The sequence below is a fragment of the Streptomyces sp. HNM0645 genome (assembly GCF_030056615.1).
Classification (GTDB): Bacteria; Actinomycetota; Actinomycetes; order Streptomycetales; family Streptomycetaceae; genus Streptomyces; species Streptomyces marianii.
In genome coordinates, this window is sequence record NZ_JASHLT010000054.1 from 1 (window position 1) to 22,590 (window position 22,590).

Genomic DNA, 22,590 nt, shown 5'->3' on the forward strand with positions numbered 1-22,590 from the left:
CCTGCGGCGCTGTCCCTGCCCGCCCACCACCGAGGAACCCGTTGGAGACCCCGACCCGAGCGTCGGGCCCAAGCCATGCCCACTCAACGACCAGGGGCCGACCGCACCAATCCTCCGCCATCACCCCAGCTCAACCACTCGAAGCGAAACGGGGAGGCTAACTTGGCCCAGGAGCCCAGGAGCCCAGGAGCCCAGGAGCCCAGGAGCCCAGGAGCCCAGGAGCCCAGGAGCCCAGGAGGCCGGGAGTGGGGAAGCGGGCCGTCAGTTTTCGACTGTGGTACTGGATCCTGGTGTTCCGGTGCGGGTGCCCTCCCGTGCGTAGGTCTCGGTCGTCACTGTTCCCTGGGGGTCGGTGAAGGTGAAGTGGACGCTCGATGAGGTGACGGTGTACGCCACCTCGCCGGCGGCGCCGTCGCGAGAGTACTCAAGCCGGTAGGAGCCTGATTCGGGGGATTTGAAGCCCGTGATGGTTGCTCCGGCCAGTGGCGTCTGGGCAGGCCGGAACGGGGTGGCGACGGGCTGAGGGTCCACCTGGTCGTCCACGACGCTGACGACTCCTCGCAGGCCTCCGTTGATGTAGGGGTAGGTGCGCGTGCCATGGTAGTGGTAGGTACCACCAGGCAACTTGTGACCGTTGAACTTGTCCAGGCCGGTAACGGTGCTGCCATCGGGCTCGGTCTCACCGTAGATCGGATAGCCATCGAGCGCGTAGGCGATGGGTCGCTTCTTGCCGACGGAGTCCTGCAGGTGCAGAGGGGCGATGTGGTAGTGGTAGTCGTCGCCTCGTCCGGCGTGGCCGCCCCACTCGTCGAGCTCGCCCGCCAGGTATGCGTCGTCGCCTCGGTTGTTGAGCGCGTTGAAGATCGGTACGCCGTTCACCGCCAGGGCGATCGCGCCGCGGTAGAGCGCTGTCTTTCCCGACACCGGCTCGTCGGCCAGTGCCGGAGCGGACGGGATACGCCAGGCGTTGGCCCCGGCGTAGGGCTGGGACACAGGTACCTGCTGCTGCCAACTCGTTATGCCCACCATCATGTTGTGGGCCGGCAGGCCGTTGCTCTCGACGAGCCAGAACTCGCCGTCATTGACGACCTTGACGGTGTCGGCGAACTCGTCGAAGCCACTCAGCGTGGTGAGCGACGCCCCGCTCGCCCCTTCGGCTGTGCCCGTACTCCGGGAGGAGCCGCTGCATGCCGCCAGGAAGACGGCGCCCAGGCCCGTTGCTCCCGCTCGCAGTGCCCGACGCCTGGTCACCATGTGTGCAGGAAGTCGGATGTAGCCGTGTTCGTGGTGCTCGCGCGGGTCAGGCATGTGAAAGATCTCCTATGAGCTGTGGGTGTAGGTGACGGTGATGGAGTCGTGGGCAAGGGTGATGCCGTCGACAGCGGCCAGCAGTGCCTCACGGTCGACAGCCGCCGGGTCGGGCAGATCGGCCGACCCGGACAGGGCGTACACGGTGATGGTGTAGGCCCTCTTCCCCGGTCCCTTCGAACACGGAGGTGCGTAGTTGAGTTGGTTGTTCACACTGTTGGTGCCGACGGTCGCGTCGCCGTTCGAGCCGGCCGCGAGGCCCGTGGCGGCCGGATCGATGCCCCACAGTGTCCAGTACCAGTGCCATTCGTCGTCGGGGGCGTGATGATCCATCAGCACCGCGAGGCTTCTCGTCCCGTCGGGCACGTCGGCCCACTTGATCGGTGGTGAGATCGCCGAACCGCCGCAGGTGAAGTCGACGGGGAGTTCCCCGCCGTCGGCCATCGCCGGACTGCTGATGCTGAACCCGGTCGAGGTCGCTGTGCCGGTCGGCTGTGAGGACACTTCGGCTCTGGTCGTGTCTGATCTGGTGGGTGTTGCTGACGATGTCGTCGTCGATCCGCCACCGTCGCCGCAGGCGGTGGTGATCAAGGCGAGTGCCAGAACGACGGGCATGTGCGCGCCGCGTTGGAACGATGTCATGCGGTGCTCTCTTGTGTGTCCAGAAAGGATTGGTGGTTGATCGCGTAGACGGTTGAGCGCTGGTTTGTAAGCTCGTCGTCGCTTGCCGGCGGAAGTCCGGTCCGGGTAGCTGTCAGGGGGCCCGGTAGCGGGCTGGCGGCTTCGTCTGGGGGTGGGGGTGGAGGTGGTTGCCGCCGCCTGTGCCGCCGTGTAGTCCTCGGGAACCACCTGGCCGGTCGGCAGGGTGTAGTGGCCGGTGTACTTCGTGGCGGGCCGTTTGACGAAGACAACCTTGGCCGTGGCCGATATCCCGCTGGAGATCGTCTCCGACGTCTCCGTCGATTCATTGAACGTCTTCGAGAACGTTCTGGTCATGCTCTGCAGGTGAGAGCTGGAATTCGTGAGGGTGACTATTTCCTCGGACGGCATCCACGCGTTCTCCGCCTCATCAGGCGTGAAAGTGCAGCCGGCGGATGCGACGCAGGCGTTCCACGCCTCGCTCTGCTTCCATCCGAACGCCAGCTTCAGCGATGCGACGGAGAAGTCCAGATTGACGTATTTGCTGGACTGATTCACCCCGGACGACGGCCATCCGACCACCGTGGACGCGGAGGATGCGTCGGAGCTGGACATGAACGTCGGCGATCAGTCCCCGTAGGGGATGTAGCTGCCGAAGTCCTTGAGGTAGGGAACCAGCTGGTACGACGTGCTGTGGCCGCAGTAGGAGGCGGGGCTGGTGGACACCACACTCAGTTGGTGGTTTGACCCGGGGTCGTACAGATCGATCAGCTTGTGGAGTCCACGCGCGTCGATCGCGTCGGACAGGCCCGACAGGGTCCTGGCACAGAACCAGTCGGACACGGTGGACGGTGCGTCGACCCACTGCGCGCAGTGGCGGTTGGCGGTGCCGGAGAACATGGCTGCCGGGGCCGACTCCGCTGCCTGCGGGATCGAGGCTGCCGCCGCCGGCGCGGCTGTCACCGCACCCAGAGCCACGACCGGCGCCAGCACCGAGAGCGGCCGGCTGAGCCGTGTCCGAGACGCCCTGCCCGATATCGTGTACGTGCGCGAGGTGGTTTTCATGCGCATGCCAATGATCCTTTCCGTGTCGACGGTCACCGTCAGGAGCTTGTGTGGCGACCGCTCAAGGGACCCTGCTTCGGACCGGCGGTTGTCGCAGGGGCGTTTTGTGGGGCGCATCCCGGATACTCACCCGCTCGAGTCGCCCAGTCTGCGCCTTGTTTAACGCCGCCATAAACCGCCGCCCGGAACCAGGACAGCCCAAACCGCGGAGTCCTTTCCGCGGAGTTCGATGACGGGACCTTACATGCGCCCTCCATTCCTGCAATAGGCACCGATCTTGAATCTGTGAGTGAGATTGATGAAGACTTGAGGTTACTGATTGGTTTTTTGACCGGTTGTTATCTATTTCAACAACGGGCGCACAGGTGAGGTCTTGGCGCGCTGGAGCAAAAGGGGTGGAGTCGGGAGAATTTTCCGGCACTTCGGCCATGGCCCCCTGCTCGATACGCGTGAAGCTCCCAAGAAACTCACATCGAATTCACAGCTTTCGGCGCTCCTCACAGGCAGTGAGCCATTTCCATCCTTACTCCGAGCTGGTCAGATGAAGGGTGAGGACGGCTTTGACGAGGCTGGTGATCCGGGTGGTCGAGCACCGCAGTTTGCGGAGAAGCCGCCAGGACTTGAGGGTGGCGACGGCCTGCTCGACGAGGGCCCGGACCTTCGCGTGGGACCGGTTCACCGCCTGCTGGCCTGCGGAGAGGGTTTCTCACCGTCCCCAGCACGGGATGCGGGCCGTGCCGCCGGCACCTCGGTACCCCTTGTCGGCCGAGCACGGGATGTCTGCCTCGGTGAGGGCGTCGACGATGCCGTGTTCGCGGGCCGCGCGGATGTCGTGGACGGTGCCGGGCAAGGCCGGTGATGCCCAGAGCAGTCGACCGAAGGGGTCGGCGGTGATCTGCACGTTCAGCCCGTGCTTCTTGTGTTTGCCGGAGCAGAACGGCCGGTCCGCGGCAATGCGGTCGATCGGCAGCAGCGTGCCGTCCAGGAGGAGGTACGCCTTCGCCGACGCGGTCCGCACCGTGTCGGTCAGGGTGGGGGCGAGAGCGGCCAGGAGCTCGACCGCCTCGGTGAGATGGCGGTAGGCCGTCGTGGTGCCGATGCCGAAGCCTGCCGCGAGATGGGCGTAGGTGTGTCCCATCCGCAGATGGGCGAGGGGCCTGGCGGCCGGCGCTCAGGCGCCGCCACCGGGAGCCGATCGCGCGGCGGTGCCGCCGCAACTGCTGCGTGAGGAAGCGGAGGGTGGAGCTGGACACGTCGACGCCCGACGGGTAGACAGGCACGTGAAGCCTCTGGTGGAGCCGGTTCTCTTGGTCGAAAACCCATCTATCAGGGGCTTCACCGCGTTGTCAGCCCAACTGCCGCACGCCCGAACCAGGTTGGAAAAGAATCAGTGCGCGCGGAGGCCATATGTTCGGCCACGGATGACGGTGATCCGGCGGCCCGCCACGCGCGCAACGAAGGGTGTTGTCATCTCTGAAGGAGTGGGGTCGGTCACAGGGTCTCTGAGGAGTCGCGAGGTGGGTGGTTCGTCTGCTGGGCACGGGATGTGACGAGTCGTCGGCTCGTGGCGGTGACGGGTTCTGGAAGCAGTGCAGGCATGGCCGCCTGGTGATCACGTGGGTGTCGAATCCGTATGAGCACCGAGCGAGTCCATGCCTGCCCGCCCGTCGTCCCTCGTGCCGTCCTGCCTGGAGCGGCTGGGGGACGCTCCTGGCCCCGTCGCACCGCCCAGATGCAGATCGACACCAGGAGTAACGAGATCCCGGCCTTCGCCCCACTCCTGGACGGCGTCGACCTGAGCCAAGCCGTGATCACCGCAGATGCCCCGCACGCCCAGCACGATCACGCCTCCTACCTGCACGAACGCTGCGCCTAATACCTGGCCGTCGTCAAGGGGAACCACCCCACGTTGCACGAGCGGGTCCGTCGACTGCCCTGGCGCGACATCCGCCTGGACCCCATCGAGCGCACCCGGGCCCATCACCGCGACGAGGTACGCCGCTTGAAGACCGCCGCGTTCGCCCACCTCGACTACCCGCACGCCCGCCAGGCCCTTCAAGTCGTCCANACGACTCGCCGCATGGATCCGCGGCCACTGGAAGATCGAAAACCAGCTCCACCACGTCCGCGACCGCACCTTCCCCGAGGACGCCTCAAAGATCCGCACTCGGCACCTGCCCCGCATCGAGGCCGGCCTGCGCAACCTCGCCATCGGCGTCCACCGCCAAGACGGCCGCACCATCGCCGCCACCCTCCGCCACACCGGCCGCGACCATCAGCGGCCCCCTCACCGCCCTCGGACCGGCCTGACGAACCCGGACACAAGGCCACTTCTCAAAAACCCCGTGGTGAAACCGGCCGCTGTCGCGCGGGCTTCGTCGGGGCCGCAGTCCCCCCGGGCGGGGCTCACGGCAGCGCGCCCGCCGCGGCGGGGTCGGCCAGGGGCGCGAGCAGGTCCCCGTAGCGGTCGAGCCTCGCCGGGATGTCGCCCAGACGGAGGACCAGGTCGTCGGGCGACCCGCAGCCCTCGACCTCGTCCCAGGTGACGGGCGCGGACGCGGTCGGCTCGGCGCGGGCGCGCAGGGTGTAGGGCGTGGCGGTGGTCTTGGCCGCGGCGTTCTGGCTGTGGTCGACGAAGACCTTGCCCGGTCGCAGGGCGCGCGCCATCCGGTGCACGACCAGCTCCCCGAGCTCCGCCTCGGCCTCCACGGCCAGGCCCTTGGCGTACGCCGAGACCTCGTCGGACGGGGTCGGCTCCAGCGGTACCAGAAGGTGCAGACCCTTGGAGCCGGAGGTCTTCGCGTACGCGTCCAGGCCGTCGGCCGCCAGCCGCTCCCGCAGCCACAGCGCCACGTCGCAGCACTCCACGACGGTGGCGGGGGCCCCGGGGTCGAGGTCGAGGACCATCCGGTCGGCCCAGGCCGGCCGGTCCGCCTTCCACTGGGGCGTGTGGAACTCCACGACCAGGTTCGCCGCCCACATCAGGGACGGCAGGTCCTGGACGACGACCTGCTCGCCGGTCTCGCGGGAGGAGCGCGGGACCTCGGCGACCTCCACCCAGTCGGGGGTGCCGGGTGGCGGGTTCTTGGTGAAGAACAGCTGGCCGTCCGGGCCGTCGGGATAGCGGAGGAAGGACAGCGGCCGGTCCCGCAGATGCGTGAGGATCGCATCCGCGATGGTCGCGTAGTAGTGCAGCACCTCGCCCTTGGTGGTCCCGGTGGCCGGATGGAGCACCTTCTCCAGATTGCTGAGGGCCAGACGCCGCCCCTCCACCTCGGTGATGGGCGTCATACGATGAGAATCCCATGAATCCCTATGTATCGGATGAAAGGGATGGAACGGTGCGATCCATCTGGAACGGTGCGATCTCTTTCGGGCTGGTCAGCATTCCGATCAAGCTCGTGAACGCCACGGAGAGCCGCTCGGTCTCCTTCCGTCAGATCCACACCCGGGACGGCGGGCGCATCCGCTACCGCAAGGTCTGTGAGCTGGACGACCAGGAAGTGCCGCAGGCGGAGATCGGGAAGGCGTACGAGGACGCGGACGGGACGATGATCCCCATCACCGACGAGGACCTCGCCTCGCTGCCGCTGCCGACCACGAAGACGATCGACATCGTCGCCTTCGTCCCGGCCTCGGAGATCGATCCGCTCCAGATCGACGGCGCGTACTACCTCGCGGCGAACGGTGTGCCCGCGGCCAAGCCGTACACGCTGCTGCGGGAAGCCCTCAAACGGAGCAAGAAGGTCGGACTGGCCAAGTTCGCCCTTCGGGGGCGGGAGCGGCTGGGCATGCTCCGCGTCGTCGACGACGTGATCGCGATGCACGGTCTGCTCTGGCCCGACGAGGTCCGCCGGCCGGAGGGGGTCGCACCCGAGGCGGACGTCACGATCCGCGACGCGGAACTCGACCTGGCGGACGCGCTGATGGACACGCTCGGCGACGTCGACCTCGACTCGCTCCACGACGACTACCGGCAGGCGGTGGAGGAGCTGATCGCCGCTAAGGCGGAGGGCATCGAACTGGAGCCCCAGCCCGCGCCGGCGGGCGGCGGCAGGGTCATCGACCTGATGGCCGCACTGGAGAGCAGCGTGCGGGCGGCGAAGGAGGCCCGCGGTGACGAGGCGGCGGAGGTCTCCGCGCCGGTCACGGAGCTGAAGCCGCGAAAGAAGGCGGCGGCGAGGAAGGCCGCGTCGAAGGAGGCGGCGGCGAAGAGGACGGCCGCCGAGCCGGCGGCGAAGAAGACCGCGGCGAAGAAGACGGCCGCGGCCGGGTCGTCGAAGACGGCGTCCTCGAAGTCCTCGGCGAAGAAGACGGCGGCGAAGAAGACCGCCGCGAGGAAACGCGCGTCCTGAGAGCTCCGTGCCGTGCGGTCGCCCTGGCGCGGCGACCCGGGGCGCCGTTCGGGTCACGGGCGTCCGGGCCGGAGCTCGTCCGGCGGTACGGGTGCCGAGGTGCCGTCACCCGGGTACGGGCCCCCGCCGGCGCAGGGAGCTCCGGCGCGGCCACCCGGACCGTGCGCCCTCCCGCTCTCGCCCCCGCTCCCCGGTCCCGCCTGCCCCACTCCCGCTCCCGCCCCGCTCCCGGATCCCGCCCGTCGGCGCGCAGCCGCTCCGGGAGAACGTGCTCGGGCGCGGCCACCCCTGCCGCGGCGTCCGCACTACGCCTTTCGGCCGATGCCGTAACCCCTCCACGCGGAGCAGGTGTTGAGGGAGCATTGACAGCCCAAAACTGCCCGGCTACTTTCGGCCCAGGCCGAAAGTGCCGGGCTCTTCGCTCGTTTCCCCAGGTCCCCAGGGCTTCCGGAGGCCCCCATGAAGACAGGGTTCAAACGCGCCACCGCTCCTCTCGCACTGCTCACGCTCACCACGCTCACGGTCGCCGGATGCGGCGGCGACAGCGGCGCCGAGTCCAAGAAGGTCACCGTGTGGATGTACCCGGTGATCATGGATCCGAAGGCCAATGCGGCGTACTGGGACGGGATCGAGAAAGGGTTCGAAGCGAAGGAGAAGGGCGTCGACCTCAGCATCGAACAGCTGCCCTGGGAGAACCGCGACCAGAAGCTCGCCACCGCCTTCGGCAGCGGCAAGGGCCCGGACGTGGTCCTGCTCGGGCCCGACCAGATTCCGCAGTACCAGGCGAACGGCGCGATCCGGCCGGTCGACCGGGCCATCGAGGAGGCCAGGAGCGCCTTCCGCCCGAACGCCCTGGAGGCCATGAGCCAGGACGGCAAGGTCTACGCCGCACCGATCTACCACACCGTCACCAGCACTCTCTACAACAAGAAGCTGCTGGAGAAGGCGGGCATCACCGAGCCGCCCGCGACCTGGGACGCCATCAGGGCCGCGGCCCCGAAGCTGAAGCAGGCCGGCGCGTCCACGCTCGACTACTCCGCGAGCAACGAGGCCTCGCTCAACATGAGCTTCTACCCGCTGCTCTGGCAGGCGGGCGGCAAGGTCTTCGACGACGGGGGCAAGAAGGCCGCCTTCAACGGCCCCGAGGGCGTCGAGGCGCTGTCCTTTCTCGTCGACCTGTACAAGAGCGGGGCCGTGCCGAGGTCCGCCATGAACAACGCCAACCTCTTCACCGACCAGGCGCTCGGCAAGCAGCAGGTCGCCATGGGCTACACCAACACGCCCGCCGACGCCGTACTGGCCGAGAAGGCATGGGGCAAGGGCAACGTGATCGTCGGCCCCGCCCTGACCGGGCCCGGCAAGCAGGTCTGCTTCGGCATGCCCGGCGGGCTCGGCATCAACGCCAGGTCCGGGAACGTGGCGGGTGCCGAGAAGTTCATCGCCTACATGGTCGAGCCGGCGCAGATCGAGTCCATGGGCAAGGCCGGCGGCTTCTTCTCCCCGCGGACCGACGTGACGGTCCCGAACGACAGCGCCTACGCCAAGGAGTACCGGGAGGCGCTGAACCACACCTATCCGGGTGAGCCGAATCCGGCGGCGCGTCAGCTGATGGCGCTGATCAGCCCGGAGATCCAGGCCGCGCTGACCGGGAAGAAGAGCCCCAAGGCGGCCCTGGACGCGGCAGCCGCCGAGGCCGACGAGCTGCTGGCGCGTCAGCGTTGAGGAGGACCGCCACCGACTCGATCGCCCCGGACGAGGGGGACGGGCTGCCCGGAGCGAGCGGCCGGCCGCCCGGTGCGAAGGCCACCGGCCCGGGGGACCGGAGCGGCCCCGGCCGCCCCGCCCCCGGGGCACGGAGCCGGATCCTGCGGCGGCGCGAGGCACTCGCCGGCCTCGCCTTCGTCGCGCCGATGCTCGTGCTGTTCGCCGTGTTCCGCTTCGGGCCGACGCTCGGTGCGGCGTTCCTCTCCGTCACCGACTACCGGCTCAGCGGGGAATGGACGTTCATCGGAGCCGGGAACTACACCCGGCTCCTCGGCGACGACCTGTTCTGGGAGAGCCTCGGCGTCACCGCCGTCTACACGGTCCTGTACGTGCCGATGACCGTCGCCCTCGCCCTCGGCACCGCCGTGCTGCTCCACCGCACGCTCTGGATGCGCGGCTTCTTCCGAGGGCTGTTCTTCCTCCCGTACGTCACCAGCATCGTGCTGGCCGCCGTCATCTGGAAGTGGATCTACGAGGTCCAGGACGGGCTGCTCAACGCCTCCCTCGGCGTCCTCGGCGTCGGCCCCGTCGACTTCCTCGGCAGCGAGTCCCTGGTCCTGCCGTCCATCGCCGCCGCCTCCGCGTGGAAGGGCTTCGGCTACTCCATGCTCATCCTGCTCGCCGGACTCCAGAACATCCCGCGCGAGGTCACCGAGGCCGCCACCATCGACGGCGCGAGCGGTTGGCAGCGCTTCCGCTGGGTGACGCTGCCCCTGCTGCGGCCGGTGCTGTTCTTCGTCCTCGTCATCGAGGCGATCCTCGGCTTCCAGGTCTTCGACGCCATGTACGTCATGACGGCCGGCGGCCCGGTCCGCGCCAGCTACTCGCTCGTGTACTTCCTCTACGACTCGGGCTTCAAGTTCTTCGACTTCGGCTACGCCAGCGCGGTCGGTCTGGTCCTGTTCCTCGTCGTCCTCGTCTTCTCGCTCGTCCAGCGGAGGCTCATCGGAAGGGACACGGACTGATGGCGACCCCCTCCACGTCCGCAGAACGGTCCGTGGCCCCCGTGTCCTCGGCCGCGCCCCCGGCCGGGACGGCGCGGGCCCCGCGGCCGCCGTCGGCCCGGCTGGGCCTGCCGGTGCTGCTCGTCCTGGTCGCCGTGGTGACCGTCACGCCGTTCGTGGTCATGGTGCTGGTGGCGTTCGCCCCCGCCGGCGGCCAGACCCTCCCGGGTGCCTTCGACATCACCCGCGCCACGCTCGCGAACTTCACGGACGTCCTGGAGAACGCCGACATCGCCCGCTGGGCCGTCAACTCGCTCGTCTACTCGCTGGTGTCGGTGCTGCTCATCCTGCTGTTCTCGTCCATGGCCGGCTACGCGTTCGCCAAGAAGCGCTTCCCCGGCCGGGAGATCCTGTTCTGGTCGTTCCTGGCGACGCTGATGGTGCCGTTCCAGGCCACCCTCATCCCGTACTACATCCTCGTCTCGGAACTGGGCGGCGTGGACACGTACTGGGGCCTGATCGTGCCGACGCTCGCGAACTCGCAGGCCGTGTTCCTGATGCGCCAGTTCATCGTGCAGCTGCCCGACGAACTGTTCGAGGCGGCGAAGATCGACGGCGCCTCCGAATGGCGCATCTACACGACGGTCGTGGTGCCCCTGATCCGGCCCGTGCTCGCCACGCTGGGCGTGTTCGTCTTCCTGTGGCACTGGAACGACTTCCTCTGGCCCCTGGTCATCGGCCAGTCGGAGGAGATGCGCACCCTCACCGTCGGACTCGCGACCCTGGAGGGGGAGAACGTGGCGATCAACCAGATCATGGCCGGGGCGACCATCACCGTCATCCCCTGCCTCCTCGTCTTCGGACTGCTCCAGCGCTACCTCACCGACTCGATCGCCACCTCCGGGCTCAAGTCGTGACCCTCGCCGTGCCCGCCGACGGTCGCCAAGGCCGCCGCCCCCGGTGCCAACCCGGTGCCGGAGACCTGCGGTTCCCGTATGAGGCACGCCATCTACCGTGTCTCGTCGCCGCGACCTGCGCAGACCGCGTCGCCTGAGGTCCGGACGCCGTCCTCCTCGATCTGCGCATCGGACGGGGCCGGGTACCGCCGGCCGACCCGGACGAGCCGGACCGCGCCCGGATCCTGCACGGCACGACGCCCTGCTGACCGGCTCCCGCCCATGACCGCGCCGGGCCGGGCCGGTCCGTCCGGGGCGTCGCCGCACGCGGCTCTTCCGCCGACAGGCGCGGCTGCGCGGGTCAGACCCCGAGATCCCCGAACGCCTCGATGGCCCGCAGGGCGTCCGCCTGCGCCATCCCGGGCGGCTGTACGCGCAGGACCAGCCCGTCCGCCCCCATCTCCGCGTAACGTCCGATCCGTTCCCGGCACTCGCCGGGCGAGCCGATCACCGAGCGGGCCGCGATGTCGTCCCACTGCTGGGCATAGCGCGCCGCGTCGGCAGACGTGCGCTTCCAGTCGCCGTAAGCGTCGTACAGCCCCCGCAACGGCCGCTCCAGTGCCGCCCGCGCCCGCTGCGTGGTCGCGGCCGCGTACCCTTCGCGGCAGACGATGACCTCGGCGCCCAGTGAGGCCGGACCCTGCGGGTACGACCGGTAGGCGCGGATCTTCCCGGGCAGTTCCTCGTCCGTCTCGTTGAAGGACGAGGTCCAGCCGTCGCACATCCGGGCCGTGCGTTCCAGCGCGGCGGGCACCCGGCCGCCGTTCCAGATCCGGGGTCTGGGATCCTGCACGGGCCGCGGTGACAGGTACGCCCCCTCGACACGGGTCCAGTGGCCCTCGAACGTCACCTCGTCCTCGGTCCACAGCCGGGTGAGCACTTCCAGGCACTCCTCGAAGCGTGGCACGCGCTGCTCCGGCCGGGTGCCGAACAGCGCGAACTCCTCGGGCCGGTAGCCCAGGACGAAACCCGCGGTGAGCCGGCCGCCCGACAGCACGTCGATGTGCGCCAGCGTCTCGGCGAGCCACACCGGCTGGTAGACCGGAGCGATCAGCCCGGCCGTCGCCAGCCCGATCCGCTCGGTGTGCGCGGCGAGATAGGCCAGGGAGGTGAGCGCCTCGTGGTAGCCGGGCCGGTGCAGATGGCGCTCGCCAAGCACGACCCAGGCGAACCCGGCCTGTTCGGCGAGGCGGACCTGCTCCACCGCGTCGGCGAGCCGTGGCCGGTCGGCCTTGTCGGCATAGAGATTGACGTAGAGGCCGAGGCGCATGGGAGCGTAATCCCTTCCTTTACGGTCCGGACCGTAAAAGCTAGCGTAGCGGCGACGGCCGCAACAGACAGGAGAGAACGCCCATGTCCGCGACGGACCTGCTGGTGCGCCGGCTCCGCGGCACCGTGCTGCCCGCGGTCGCAACCCCCATGGACGGGCGGGGAGTCGTCGACTTCGCCGCACTGCGCGGCTACGCCGGGCGCATCGCCGCCCAGCCGGTCGGCGGAGTCGCCGTCTGGGCGCACACGGGCCGCGGGCTGTATCTCTCCGAGGAGGACCGCCGCCGGGTCCTCGCGGTGTGGCGGTCGGCGGTGGACGGGCCGGTCGTGGCGGGCGTGGGCGTGCCGCGGACCGTGCGGGCCGGGCGCCCGCGCGAGGTGGTGGACGCCACGGTCGCGATGGCCGTGCAGGCGGCCGAGGGAGGCGCGGACGCCGTCATGGTCTACCCGTCGGTCCTGCTGGCCGGTGACGAGGACGCCGCCGTCGCCCTCCACGAGGAGGCGGCCGCCGCGAGCGGCCTTCCCGTGCTCGGCTTCTTCCTGCACGGCGAGGCGGGCGGATACCCCTATCCGCCGCGGCTGGTCGGCAGGCTCCTCGGCCTGCCCTCCGCGGCCGGCCTCAAACTCGCCACCCTGGACCGGGCGATGGCCTGCCAGGACGCGATCCGCGCGGCCCGGCCCACCGGGAAGCTCGTCGTCACCGGTGAGGACCGGATGTTCGGGCCCTCGCTGATGTGGGGCGCCGACTCGGCACTCGTCGGCATCGCGGCGGCTCGCGTACCGCTGACGACCGCAGTGCTGGACGCCTGGCGCGAGGGAGACCACACCGCGTTCGTCCGGGCCTCGGCGCGGCTCGACGCCTTCGCCGAGGCCACGTTCCTCGACCCCGTCGAGGGCTATGTGCAGCGCATGCTGTGGGCGGCGGTCTGGGAGGGCGCCGTCCCCGAGGAGGCGGCGCACGATCCCTACGGCCCTGACCTGCCGGACGCGGAGCGCCGGGCCGTGGTCGAATGCCTGGAGAGGCTCGCGAAGGAGCCGGACGTGCTCCGCTGAGTGCGCGGGCCCGCCCGCCGGGCGGGAGGAGCGCCCGGCAGGAGCGGCCAGGGGGTTGCCGGGCGGTGGATCGGACCACCGGGACAGGCCCGGCGGCAGGGCGGGAACCGGGCCCCGCCCTCGGGCACCCGGCAGCGTCAGGCGGGGACCTCGAGGCCGAACAGCTCCGCGGCGTTCCGCCACAGCACCCGGTTCAGTTCGGCCGGGGTGAACCCGGCGTCCCGCAGCACGCCCAGCGACCAGCAGGGGTCGATGAGCGTCGCGTCCGTGCCGAACAGCATCCGCCCCACCGGCACCCCGGCCTCGCGCGCGTAGGCGACCCTGCCCGCGTCGGCGGCGGTACGGCAGTGCTCCAGGTACAGCCCCTCGCACGAAGCGGCCGCGTGCGCCGCCTCCTGCCACGCGTCCCCGCCCGCGTGGCCCATGACCACCCGCAGTCCCGGGCGCGCGGCCACCATGTCGGGCAGCCGGGCGACCTCCCGCCCCCAGGTGTGCAGCAGCAGCGGTACGCCCGCCTCGGCGACCACGTCGAACGCCTCGGCCATCTCCCGCGAGCCGGGCAGCCGCCCCGGATAGTGCGTGTGGATCTTCGCACCGACGAACCGCCCTGAGTCCAGACAACGGTGCAGGTCCGCGGCGCTCTCCTCGATCCGGTTCGGGTTCACCACGGCGTACCCGTACAGGCGCGGCCGGGACGCCAGCTCCTTCATCAGCGCGGCGTTGCCCGCGACCGCGTCGTACACCACCGCCTCGGACGCCGACACCAGTTGGAGGTCGATGCCGTACCGGTCCATCAGACGCAGGTTCTCGTCCGCGTTGCCGCAGGTGAGGTGGAACTGCCAGCGGCCCACATGGGCGTGCACGTCGATGATCGGCATCAGCTGAGCAGCTCCTCGATGTTCCTCGTGGCAACCGCGTCGCGCTCGTCGTCGGAGATGTCCGCGTAGCGCAGCCGCAGCGTCAGCGGCGAGATGTCCATGAACGGGGTGCGCGAGCCGAAGACCAGATGGCGCGCCCCCACCGAGTGCACGACCCGCTCGACGGAGTCGGGGCCCGACAGCATCCGGGTGGTCACCCGGAACCCCGGCTCCTCGCGTGCCATCAGCAGGAAGTCCGCCAGCAGATACGCGTGCAGGTCCAGGAAGACGACATCGACCCCGCGGTCCATCAGGGGCGGGCCGTAGCGGCGCGGGTCGCCGTCGTGGAGCAGCACCATCCCGCGCGCCAGGGCCAGGTCGACGACCCGCCGGTAGCCGGGGAAGCCCGGGTCGGCGGCCTGCTCGACGGTGAACAGCCGCAGGAAGCGGACTCCCGCGGCCGTCAGCTCGTCCAGCCGGTCCTCGGCGGTCATCGCGTCCCGGACGTCGACGGTGCCCACCGGCAGCAGCTCCGGGCAGTCAGCGAGGTCGCGCAGCGTCTCCTCATTGCCCGCCCGGTCGTCGAACAGCGGCCCGCGCGTGGACAGCGCGAGGGCACCGCAGACGGGGGAGCGGTCGAGGCGCCGGCGCACCTCCGCGAGCGCGACGTCCCGGTGGTGCCGGGGCCACGGCCCGTACAGCACGTCCACGTCCCAGCCGACCTGCTCCCGTGGCGACGGCGTCAGCCAGTCGTACGCGGGCGGCCGGTCGTACTCGGCCGTCGTGCTCGTGCTCATCGCGCTCCCACCTCGCCCAGTGCCCGGGCGATACGGTCGACGTCGTCCTCGGTGTAGGCCTCGTTCCACTGAAGCACCAGCAGCGTACGGTCGATCAGCGTCTCCGCCCGGGGACACGGGCCCGCCGGATGGCCGGACAGTGCCGGATTGGCGTACAGGGGCCGCTCCAGATAACCCGGCAGCGCCGGTACGCCCGCGGCCCGCAGGCCCTTCGCCCAGCGGGAGTTGTCGTCCACGAGCAGCGGCATCACCCACCAGGCGTGCCCGGTCCGCCGGGACGGGAGACGGACCTCCGAGGACGGCCCGAGCCCCTCGACGGCCGCCGCGAACCGAGCCGCCCGCTCCCGCCGCACCCGTACGACCTCGGCGACCCGGGTCAGCTGGGCCCGGGCGACCGCGGCGACGAGCTCCGTCATCCGGTAGTTCAGCCCCATCGTGCGGTGGATGCGGCCCTCCGCGCGGTCCCAGCCCTTGTCCATGAACAGCCGCATCCTGCGGGCCAGTTCCGGGTCGTCAGTGATGCTCAGACCACCGTCGCCCGCTGTGATGTGCTTGTACTGCTGGAGGCTGAAACAGGCGATGTCGCCGACTGTGCCGAGGAGCCGGCCGGTCTCGTCCTCGCCCAGCCACGCCTGCGCGCAGTCCTCGATCAGCGGCAGCCCGTGCCGGTCGCAGATCTCCCGCAGCCGGACCACGTCCGCGGCACCGCCGAAGAGATGGACCGCCACGACCGCACGGGTGCGCGGATTGATCGCCGCCTCCACCGCCTCCGGGTCGAGATTGCCGTCGTCCGACCGTACGTCCGCGAACACCACCCTTCCGCCCTGGGCGAGGACCGGCGCGACCGTACCGAAGTCCGAGATCGGGGTGGTGACGACCTCGTCGCCGGGACCCACCCCGGCGGCCGCGACCGCGAGATGCAGCGCGGCGGTTCCGGAACTGGACGAGACGGCCTCGGCCCGCCCGTACAGCGCCGCCATCTCCGACTCCAGCGCCCTGGTCTCCCGGCCGAACGCCCCGCACAGGACCGCCGAGTCGAGGACCCGAAGCACCGCGGCGCGCTCCTCCTCGCCGAAGGTCCTGCCGCGCGGTTCGAGAACTGTGGGCAGTGGCATTTCCCGTTGCGGCATCGGGGGATTATCCTCTCGGCAGCACGCGATTATGGCCTGGGCCGAAACTAGAACTCCCGTGGTCGGCCGTCAATCACGGGCGAACCCCCCGCGGAACGCGTCCCCGGCCCCGCCGGTACGTGCGTCACACCCCTCGCAGGTCGCCGCCGCGACCTCAGCAGAACGGAGACCGGGCCATGCCGCTCACGGTCGGCGTGATAGGCCCCGAGGACCTGGTCCGCAAGGTGGTCGCGGTCGGCGGCCAGGCGGGCACGGGCCGGCTGCTGCCGCTCCCGTACCGCCACGAGGACGAGACGACGGGCGTCGTCACCGGCGCCGGGTCCGCCACGGACGCCCTGCTGTTCACCGGGGTCGTCCCGCACAGCCTCGCCGAGGCGGCCGGCGTCCTCGACCGCCCCGCGATGTACGTGCCCTACAGCGGCGCCACGCTGCTGCGGGCGCTCGTCGAACTGCTCCGGCTCGGCCACGACGTCTCCCGCGTCTCCATCGACACCCTGCGCCGCGACGAGGTGCTGGAGACGCTCACGGAGGCGAAGCTCCCCACCGAGCACATACAGGTCCTTCCCTACCGGCCCGGACTCACCTCCCAGGACCTCGTCGACTTCCATCTGGAGGCGCGCGAGACCGGGCGGTCGAGGGTCGCGATCACCTGTCTCGGCTCGGCCTTCCACGTCCTGGAGCACCAAACCCACACCGTGCGGCTCGCCCCCTCCCGGCACTCGATCCTCGCGACCCTCCAGGCGCTCGCCCTCGCCACGGCGGGACGGCACAGCGGTGACGCCCAGGTCGCCCTCGGGGTCATCGACCTACCCGGCGCGGACGACCGGCTCGCCGACGACGTGAGGATCCTCGGCGGCAGCCTCGCCGCCCTGCCCGACGGCCGGCGGCTCGTCGTCACCACCCGGGGCGTGCTCGAGAAGGCGACGGACCGGTTCACCCGCATCCCCTTCCTCGACGGTCTGGCCGCCCGGCACGGCACCGCCCACATCGGCTTCGGCCTCGGGCGCACCGCCGCCGAGGCGGAGGCGCTGGCGCGCCGCGCGGTGAACCGGGCCCGGTCCGTCGGGGCCGCCGCGGGCGTCGTGTCGATGACCGACGACGTCGACATCGTCATCGACGGCGCCGCGGGGGGCCCCGACGGCGAGACCGCCCCGCGCGGGGGAGCGGCGCTGCTGGCGCGGCGGACCGGCATCAGCCCCCAGACCCTGGACCGGCTGCGAGAACTGGCCTCCGAGGACCGCGGGGAGGGACTCACGGCGCACGCGGTCGCCGAGCACCTGTCGGTGCAGCAGCGCACGGCGCGCCGGATACTCAAACGGCTGGAGCGGGCGGGTGTGGCCGTCCCGACGGGAATCCGCCAGGAGGGACAGACGGGCCGGCCGCCGATCGTGTACCGGGTACGGCTGTAGGCCCCGGCGGGTCGCCGGGCGGGGCGGTGCTCCGCCGGGGCGGTGCGGTTCGGAGGAGGCGCTCCGCCGGGGCGGGTGCCGTTCGGGGCGGCGGACCGGGAGCGGCCGCACCCCCGCCCGCGTCCGTTTGTGTACGGCCGCCGTGAGGGAAGTTACGGTCCGGACCGAAACGACGCCTGCGAAGGAGCTGAGCCGGCTTGAAGATCGCCTCGTTCCACACCCGAGTGGTCCGCGCCCCCTATCGACGCCCGTTCGCGATCAGCAGCGGCACCAGCCCCGAACTCGTCAGCCTGCTGGTGGAGGTACGTACCACCGACGGGGCGTCGGGCTTCGGCGAGGCCTCGCCCATGACCGCGTACACGGGGGAGACCCTGGCCGGGCTGCGGGCCGCCCTCACCGAGCACGCAGCGCCCGCCCTCATCGGCCGCGACCCGCGCGATCTGGCAGGGGCGCACGCGGCCATGGACGCCGCGATCCGCGGCCAGCACCTGGCCAAGGCCGCACTCGACCTCGCCCTCCACGATCTGGCCGCCCGCGCCGCGGGCTGGCCCGCGCACTTCCTCCTGGGCGGGGCCGTCACCCATCGTGTGCCCACCACGTGGGTCGTCGGACTCGGCAGTATCGCGGAGAGCGTCGAGGAAGCCGCGCGGTACGCCGAGCGCGGCTTCCACCACATCAAGCTCAAGGGCGGCGAGGACCCCGATCGGGACGTCGAACTCGTCGCCGCCGTACGGAAGTCCGTCCCCGATTCCGTGTCGCTCTCCCTCGACGCCAACGAGGGGTACGCGCCGGGCAGCGCGCTCCGCACGGTCACGCGCCTCGCCGACGCCGGACTCGACCTCGTCGAACAGCCCCTGCCCCGCTGGGACCTGGCCGGGCTCGCCGCGCTGCGCGCCCGGGGCGGCGCACGGGTGATGGCCGACGAGTCGCTCCAGTCGCTCCACGACGCGCTGGAGATCGTCCGCCGCGGCGCCGCCGATGTGCTCAACATCAAGATCCTGAAGGTCGGCGGTCTCCACCGGGCGCGCCAGATCGCCGCCGTCGCCGAGGCCGCCGGCCTGTCCGTGAAGATCGGCAGTATGCCGGAGTTCGGCGTCGCCACCCTCGCCGCCGCCCATCTCTCCGCGGCCCTCCCGCACGCCACGGTCCCGCCCGACCTGGTCGGGCCCCTGCTCGTCGAACAGGAGCCGCTCGCCCCGGAGACCTTCGCGGCGACGAGCGGCACGGGCCATGTCCAGCTCCCGGACCTGCCCGGGCTGGGCCACCGGCTGGCGCCTCTGTGAGCAGGTCCGGCCGTCCGGCGCGCTGCCTCCGCCCGCCCGTTCACCCACCCGCCCGACGGGCACGTGGACCCGTCGGGCGGCCGACGTCGGGCTCGTGGTGGCGCGCGGCGCGGTGGCAGAGGCCGGTTACGTCCTGGTGGCCGCCGGCGAAGCGGCAGGGCGGGCGGAGCTGTTCCGTGGCGGCCGCACGCTCGACGCGGAGCTCACGGCTCCCCGCTGCTCTTGCGCCGGTGGCGCCGGCGGCCTGCGCGGTCGCCCGCGCGCAGGTGGGGACGCCGTCCGCCCGGCGACGGTGCCGGCGGGGGAGGGGTGGGCAGGGCCCAGGACTCGGTGTTCGCCAGTTCGGGGCCGAGTACGTCGTCACCGTAGAGACCGTGCAGCCAGTTGGTCTGGTAGACGGTGTCGAGGTAACGCTCGCCCAGGTCCGGGGCGATGGCCACCGCCGTGCGCCCGTCGCCGCCGTGCTCGGCGAGCCAGCCCATCGCGCCGCTGACGACGGTGCCGGTGGAGCCGCCGAACAGGAACCCCCGGCGGGCCAGCCGGTGGCAGGCCCGGATGGTGTCCCGTTCCTCCACCCGGATGACCTCGTCCACGAAGGACTCGTCGAGCAGCGGAGGACGGATGCTCATCCCCAGCCCGGGGATCATCCTGCGCCCCGCCTCACCGCCGAAGGAGACGGAGCCGACGCTGTCCACCGCGATGATCCGCACCGGCCGGTGCCACTCGCGGAAGAAGCGGGCGCAGCCCATCAGCGTGCCGGTGGTGCCGGCGCCGACGAACAGCGTGTCCAGTTCGGGGAACTGACGTGCGATCTCGGGCGCCGTCCGGCGGTAGTGCGCCTTCCAGTTGCCCGGGTTCGTGTACTGGCTGAGCCACACGTACCGGCTGTCGGAGGCGCACAGCGCACGGAGGTAGTCGATCCGCGCGCCCAGGAAGCTGCCGTTGGCCTCCTGGCCGGCGATGACGTGCACCTGGCTGCCCAGGGCCTCCATCATCAGCCGGGTCGTCAGATTGCAGCGGGAGTCGGTGACGCACAGGAACCTGTAGCCCTTGCTCGCCGCGATCATGCTCAGTGCCACGCCCAGGTTGCCCGAGGAGGACTCCACGAGGATCGAATCCGGCGTCAGGACTCCGTCCCTCTCGGCGGCCTCCACCATCTCGATCGCGGCCTTCAGCTTGATCGAGCCGGCGAAGTTGAAGCCCTCGCACTTCAGGAAGAGCGAGCGCCCGAATATCGACTCGAGGTCGATGTAGAGATCGTCTTCGTTGAAGTCCTGGGGAACGGATATGACAGGCACGATGGCCTCCTCATCTGCAGCGGGCCCGTCGGGCCCCTGCGTCAGCGGCCGTGGAGTCGTCCGTAGCTGCTACGGAGACCTGACCCTTGATCTCTCCGGGGGACCAGTTCTGCAAGGTGCCTCCTCACTGGCTTCCGGGCGGCTCAGCCGTACCGGCGCAGTTCGTGGAAGAAGCCGTCGACGACGTGCAGCCCGCCGGAGCGCGCCACCTCGTCGTAGACCCATGTGCCGACCGCGAGGTCCAGCACCCCGAGGCCGAAGGGCGAGAAGACCACCGGCCGGTCCGCGGGGAGCGTCACCCGGCCGGCGATCACGTCGTCGAGCGTGCCGTCCAGGAAGGCGCGGCCGCCCGTCAGCCGCTCCGCCAGGTGCGGGGAGGTGTCGGCCTTGAGGCAGTGCTCGACGTCGTCCACGACATTGGCCGAGGCGAGCAGGACCTCCGGGGCGAGATCGCGTAGGGACACGTGCAGCACGAGCGGGTTGTGACTGAACCAGGACGGGTCGGTGACGTGCGGCTCGGTGGCGATGGTCGCGAACACCACGAGGTCGCTGAAGCGGATCAGTTCCTCGGGATCGTCGTGCACACTGATCCGGCCCGCCGTGCCCGACTGCTCCAGGTAGCAGCGGAACCCGGCCGTGCTCTCCGGCGCCACGTCGTGGACGCCGATCTCGTCGAAGGACCAGCCGGTGCCGGCGAGGAAGGTGTGGATGTAGCGGGCGACGAGTCCCGTGCCGAAGAACCCGACCCGGGTCGGGCGCCCGGCCGACCGTCCCCGGCTGAGCCGGTCCGCCGCCAGCGCCGCCGAGGCAGCCGTCCTGGTCGCGCTGATGATCGAGCCCTCCAGACACGCGAAGGGGTAGCCGGTGTCGTGGTCGTTGAGGATCAGCACCGCCGAGGCCCGGGGAAAACCGGCCTCCACGTTCGCCGGGAAACTTGAGATCCACTTGACGCCGTCCACGCCGGCCTCCCCGCCGAGCGACGCCGGCAGCGCGATGATCCGCGACGCCGGACGGTCCCGGAAGCGCAGGAAGTACGAGGGCGGATTGACGGTACGGCCCTCGCCGTGCAACCGGTACGTGGCCTCGACGAGTTCGACGATCCGCTTCTCGTGGCCCTGCAGCGCGCGCTGCACCTGCTCACCCGGGATCACCGCGAACGACGGCGCGGTATCCGGTTCGTCGGTACCCCCCGGGCCGTACGCCCGGTGCTTCGCGGATTCCACGGCGGACTCCGTCCGGCCGGATCGGATGGCGGTCATAGCGCCCTCACCTCTACGGTCGGCGAGCAGTCGGCCAGGGACACCGGCTCGGCCAGCCCGACGAGGATCTCGCGGGGGCCTTCGTAGGGCTCGCGGCTGTGGGCGGTGCGGATGTTGTCGACGAGCATGAGGTCGCCGGTCTGCCAGGGTTCGCGGGCCGTGTGGGCCTCGTAGACCTCGTTGAGGGTCTGGACGACGTCCTCGCCGACGGGGTCGCCGTTGCCGTAGCGGGTGTTGAACGGCAGGCNCCGACGAGGATCTCGCGGGGGCCTTCGTAGGGCTCGCGGCTGTGGGCGGTGCGGATGTTGTCGACGAGCATGAGGTCGCCGGTCTGCCAGGGTTCGCGGGCCGTGTGGGCCTCGTAGACCTCGTTGAGGGTCTGGACGACGTCCTCGCCGACGGGGTCGCCGTTGCCGTAGCGGGTGTTGAACGGCAGGCCGTCCTCGCCGTACTCGTCGACGAGGTACTCGCGGACCTCGGGGGCGAGGGTCCATTCGTTGAGGAACGCGATCTGGTTGAACCAGCAGCGGGCTCCGGTCAGCGGGTGGCGCACGACGGCGCTGCGGCGCTGGCGGGTGCGCAGTCCGCCGTCGCTCTGCCAGGCGAGGTCGATGGCGTTGGCGCGGCAGTACTCCTCGACGGCGGTGCGGTCGTCGGTGCCGAAGGCCTCGGTCCAGGAGGCGCCGATCTCGTCGTTGTAGCTGCGGGTGAGCAGCCAGCCCTCCCGCTCGAAGCGTTCCACCATCGCCGGCGGCAGTGCCTCCAGCACGGCGGTGGCGTCCGCGACTCCGGTGACCCCGCCGTCGGTCGGCGCGGTCAGGCACGCGAACATCATCATGCCCGGGAACGTCGTCGTGTAGCTGAGTTCGTGGTGCATGCACATCGGCTGGTTCGGCGGCCACGCCGTGGAGGAGTAGACACCGTCCCGGTACGACTCGCGCGCGGCGAACGCCTCCCGTTCGGTCATCAGCGGCCCGCCGGCGAGCTGCTGGAACACCGCGCCGACCTGGTCCGCCTCATGCAGTCCCAGACCGCGCACCAGTACCGAGCCGTGCTCGGCGACCAGGGAGCGCAGTGCGTCCCGCTGCCCGGCCGCCCAGCTCGCCGCGTCCCCGGGGGACTCGACGCGCAGGACCGGGGGCCTGCCCGGCCGCGACTCCACGTCGAGCAGTGACGCGTGGGATGAGGGCGACATTTCTGTTCC

General features: G+C 70.8%; 19 protein-coding genes and 2 pseudogenes. 8 read left to right on the plus strand and 13 right to left on the minus strand.

Going from position 1 to position 22,590, the window contains the following annotated elements; genetic code table 11:
- Window positions 1–261: 261 nt before the first annotated feature.
- From QMZ92_RS29800 to QMZ92_RS29815, 4 genes and pseudogenes are all read right to left on the minus strand, one after another.
- Entirely contained in the window at window positions 262–1,254 is a 993-nt protein-coding gene (locus QMZ92_RS29800; protein WP_283300678.1) for a YHYH protein, read from the minus strand.
- A 66-nt stretch (window positions 1,255–1,320) separates the two neighbouring features.
- The gene (locus QMZ92_RS29805; RefSeq protein ID WP_283300679.1) at window positions 1,321–2,562 is read right to left on the minus strand and encodes a YbhB/YbcL family Raf kinase inhibitor-like protein; all 1,242 of its coding nucleotides are present in this window, start codon (window positions 2,560–2,562) and stop codon (window positions 1,321–1,323) included.
- Window positions 2,563–2,574: 12 nt separating this feature from the next.
- Window positions 2,575–3,018, minus strand: coding sequence for a hypothetical protein (locus QMZ92_RS29810; RefSeq protein WP_283300680.1), 444 nt, complete (start codon window positions 3,016–3,018; stop codon window positions 2,575–2,577).
- Between the two features lie 517 nt (window positions 3,019–3,535).
- A pseudogene (locus QMZ92_RS29815) lies at window positions 3,536–4,292 on the minus strand (transposase family protein).
- A 353-nt stretch (window positions 4,293–4,645) separates the two neighbouring features.
- Here QMZ92_RS29815 and QMZ92_RS29820 point away from each other — a divergent pair.
- Window positions 4,646–4,888, plus strand: coding sequence for a hypothetical protein (locus QMZ92_RS29820; RefSeq protein ID WP_283300681.1), 243 nt, complete (start codon window positions 4,646–4,648; stop codon window positions 4,886–4,888).
- Between the two features lie 530 nt (window positions 4,889–5,418).
- Here QMZ92_RS29820 and ligD read toward each other — a convergent pair.
- The gene (gene ligD, locus QMZ92_RS29825; RefSeq protein ID WP_283300682.1) at window positions 5,419–6,303 is read right to left on the minus strand and encodes a non-homologous end-joining DNA ligase; all 885 of its coding nucleotides are present in this window, start codon (window positions 6,301–6,303) and stop codon (window positions 5,419–5,421) included.
- 50 nt (window positions 6,304–6,353) lie between these two features.
- Here ligD and ku point away from each other — a divergent pair, with 50 nt between their 5' ends.
- The 4 genes from ku (at window position 6,354) to QMZ92_RS29845 (ending at window position 10,992) form a co-directional block, all read left to right on the plus strand.
- Window positions 6,354–7,367, plus strand: coding sequence for a non-homologous end joining protein Ku (gene ku, locus QMZ92_RS29830; protein ID WP_283300683.1), 1,014 nt, complete (start codon window positions 6,354–6,356; stop codon window positions 7,365–7,367).
- Between the two features lie 459 nt (window positions 7,368–7,826).
- Entirely contained in the window at window positions 7,827–9,089 is a 1,263-nt protein-coding gene (locus QMZ92_RS29835; RefSeq protein WP_283300684.1) for an ABC transporter substrate-binding protein, read from the plus strand.
- Entirely contained in the window at window positions 9,086–10,096 is a 1,011-nt protein-coding gene (locus tag QMZ92_RS29840; protein ID WP_283300685.1) for a carbohydrate ABC transporter permease, read from the plus strand. The genes QMZ92_RS29835 and QMZ92_RS29840 overlap by 4 nt, the downstream gene beginning before the upstream one ends.
- Complete coding sequence (locus QMZ92_RS29845; RefSeq protein WP_283300686.1) at window positions 10,096–10,992, plus strand: carbohydrate ABC transporter permease; 897 nt, start codon at window positions 10,096–10,098, stop codon at window positions 10,990–10,992. The genes QMZ92_RS29840 and QMZ92_RS29845 overlap by 1 nt, the downstream gene beginning before the upstream one ends.
- A gap of 340 nt (window positions 10,993–11,332) precedes the next feature.
- On the opposite strand, the gene QMZ92_RS29850 is transcribed toward QMZ92_RS29845, so the two are convergent.
- Entirely contained in the window at window positions 11,333–12,301 is a 969-nt protein-coding gene (locus tag QMZ92_RS29850; RefSeq protein WP_283300687.1) for an LLM class flavin-dependent oxidoreductase, read from the minus strand.
- A gap of 83 nt (window positions 12,302–12,384) precedes the next feature.
- On the opposite strand from QMZ92_RS29850, the gene QMZ92_RS29855 reads away from it, so the two are divergent.
- A complete protein-coding gene (locus QMZ92_RS29855; RefSeq protein ID WP_283300688.1) occupies window positions 12,385–13,353 on the plus strand; it encodes a dihydrodipicolinate synthase family protein in 969 nt (322 codons plus the stop codon).
- Window positions 13,354–13,490: 137 nt separating this feature from the next.
- On the opposite strand, the gene QMZ92_RS29860 is transcribed toward QMZ92_RS29855, so the two are convergent.
- From QMZ92_RS29860 to QMZ92_RS29870, 3 genes are read right to left on the minus strand one after another with little or no spacing between them, the layout of a single operon-like run.
- Entirely contained in the window at window positions 13,491–14,231 is a 741-nt protein-coding gene (locus tag QMZ92_RS29860; RefSeq protein ID WP_283300689.1) for an amidohydrolase family protein, read from the minus strand.
- Complete coding sequence (locus QMZ92_RS29865; RefSeq protein WP_283300690.1) at window positions 14,231–15,007, minus strand: hypothetical protein; 777 nt, start codon at window positions 15,005–15,007, stop codon at window positions 14,231–14,233. The genes QMZ92_RS29860 and QMZ92_RS29865 overlap by 1 nt, the downstream gene beginning before the upstream one ends.
- On the minus strand, window positions 15,004–16,137 hold the full coding sequence (locus QMZ92_RS29870; protein ID WP_283300691.1) for a DegT/DnrJ/EryC1/StrS family aminotransferase: 1,134 nt from the start codon (window positions 16,135–16,137) through the stop codon (window positions 15,004–15,006). The genes QMZ92_RS29865 and QMZ92_RS29870 overlap by 4 nt, the downstream gene beginning before the upstream one ends.
- A gap of 176 nt (window positions 16,138–16,313) precedes the next feature.
- On the opposite strand from QMZ92_RS29870, the gene QMZ92_RS29875 reads away from it, so the two are divergent.
- Window positions 16,314–17,546 (plus strand): response regulator, encoded by a 1,233-nt coding sequence (locus tag QMZ92_RS29875; RefSeq protein ID WP_283300693.1) that lies wholly within the window; start codon window positions 16,314–16,316, stop codon window positions 17,544–17,546.
- A 197-nt stretch (window positions 17,547–17,743) separates the two neighbouring features.
- Window positions 17,744–18,829: a mandelate racemase/muconate lactonizing enzyme family protein gene (locus tag QMZ92_RS29880; RefSeq protein WP_283300694.1), complete on the plus strand. Its 1,086-nt coding sequence runs from the start codon at window positions 17,744–17,746 to the stop codon at window positions 18,827–18,829.
- 203 nt (window positions 18,830–19,032) lie between these two features.
- Here the strand turns inward: QMZ92_RS29880 and sbnA are convergent, their stop codons facing one another.
- The 4 genes and pseudogenes from sbnA to QMZ92_RS29895 all read right to left on the minus strand — a co-directional run.
- Complete coding sequence (gene sbnA / locus QMZ92_RS29885) at window positions 19,033–20,127, minus strand: 2,3-diaminopropionate biosynthesis protein SbnA (RefSeq protein WP_283300695.1); 1,095 nt, start codon at window positions 20,125–20,127, stop codon at window positions 19,033–19,035.
- Between the two features lie 143 nt (window positions 20,128–20,270).
- Complete coding sequence (gene sbnB / locus QMZ92_RS29890; protein WP_283300696.1) at window positions 20,271–21,386, minus strand: 2,3-diaminopropionate biosynthesis protein SbnB; 1,116 nt, start codon at window positions 21,384–21,386, stop codon at window positions 20,271–20,273.
- Window positions 21,383–21,724, minus strand: coding sequence for a TauD/TfdA family dioxygenase (locus QMZ92_RS36575; RefSeq protein WP_502962169.1), 342 nt, complete (start codon window positions 21,722–21,724; stop codon window positions 21,383–21,385). Before QMZ92_RS36575 ends, sbnB begins: the two co-directional genes overlap by 4 nt.
- A pseudogene (locus QMZ92_RS29895) lies at window positions 21,637–22,581 on the minus strand (TauD/TfdA family dioxygenase); the annotation flags it as partial. The gene QMZ92_RS36575 and the pseudogene QMZ92_RS29895, both read right to left, overlap by 88 nt.
- Between the last annotated feature and the right edge of the window lie 9 nt (window positions 22,582–22,590).

Coding starts and splice junctions, on each gene's coding strand:
- sbnB (WP_283300696.1), bottom strand. CDS start 21,386: ATGACCGCCATCCGATCCGGCCGGACGGAGTCCGCCGTGGAATCCGCG.
- QMZ92_RS29805 (WP_283300679.1), bottom strand. CDS start 2,562: ATGTCCAGCTCCGACGCATCCTCCGCGTCCACGGTGGTCGGATGGCCG.
- QMZ92_RS29860 (WP_283300689.1), bottom strand. CDS start 14,231: ATGCCGATCATCGACGTGCACGCCCATGTGGGCCGCTGGCAGTTCCAC.
- QMZ92_RS29835 (WP_283300684.1), top strand. CDS start 7,827: ATGAAGACAGGGTTCAAACGCGCCACCGCTCCTCTCGCACTGCTCACG.
- QMZ92_RS29875 (WP_283300693.1), top strand. CDS start 16,314: ATGCCGCTCACGGTCGGCGTGATAGGCCCCGAGGACCTGGTCCGCAAG.
- QMZ92_RS29850 (WP_283300687.1), bottom strand. CDS start 12,301: ATGCGCCTCGGCCTCTACGTCAATCTCTATGCCGACAAGGCCGACCGG.
- QMZ92_RS29800 (WP_283300678.1), bottom strand. CDS start 1,254: ATGGTGACCAGGCGTCGGGCACTGCGAGCGGGAGCAACGGGCCTGGGC.
- QMZ92_RS29820 (WP_283300681.1), top strand. CDS start 4,646: ATGAGCACCGAGCGAGTCCATGCCTGCCCGCCCGTCGTCCCTCGTGCC.
- QMZ92_RS29855 (WP_283300688.1), top strand. CDS start 12,385: ATGTCCGCGACGGACCTGCTGGTGCGCCGGCTCCGCGGCACCGTGCTG.
- QMZ92_RS29865 (WP_283300690.1), bottom strand. CDS start 15,007: ATGAGCACGAGCACGACGGCCGAGTACGACCGGCCGCCCGCGTACGAC.
- QMZ92_RS29845 (WP_283300686.1), top strand. CDS start 10,096: ATGGCGACCCCCTCCACGTCCGCAGAACGGTCCGTGGCCCCCGTGTCC.
- ligD (WP_283300682.1), bottom strand. CDS start 6,303: ATGACGCCCATCACCGAGGTGGAGGGGCGGCGTCTGGCCCTCAGCAAT.
- QMZ92_RS29870 (WP_283300691.1), bottom strand. CDS start 16,137: ATGCCGCAACGGGAAATGCCACTGCCCACAGTTCTCGAACCGCGCGGC.
- QMZ92_RS29810 (WP_283300680.1), bottom strand. CDS start 3,018: ATGCGCATGAAAACCACCTCGCGCACGTACACGATATCGGGCAGGGCG.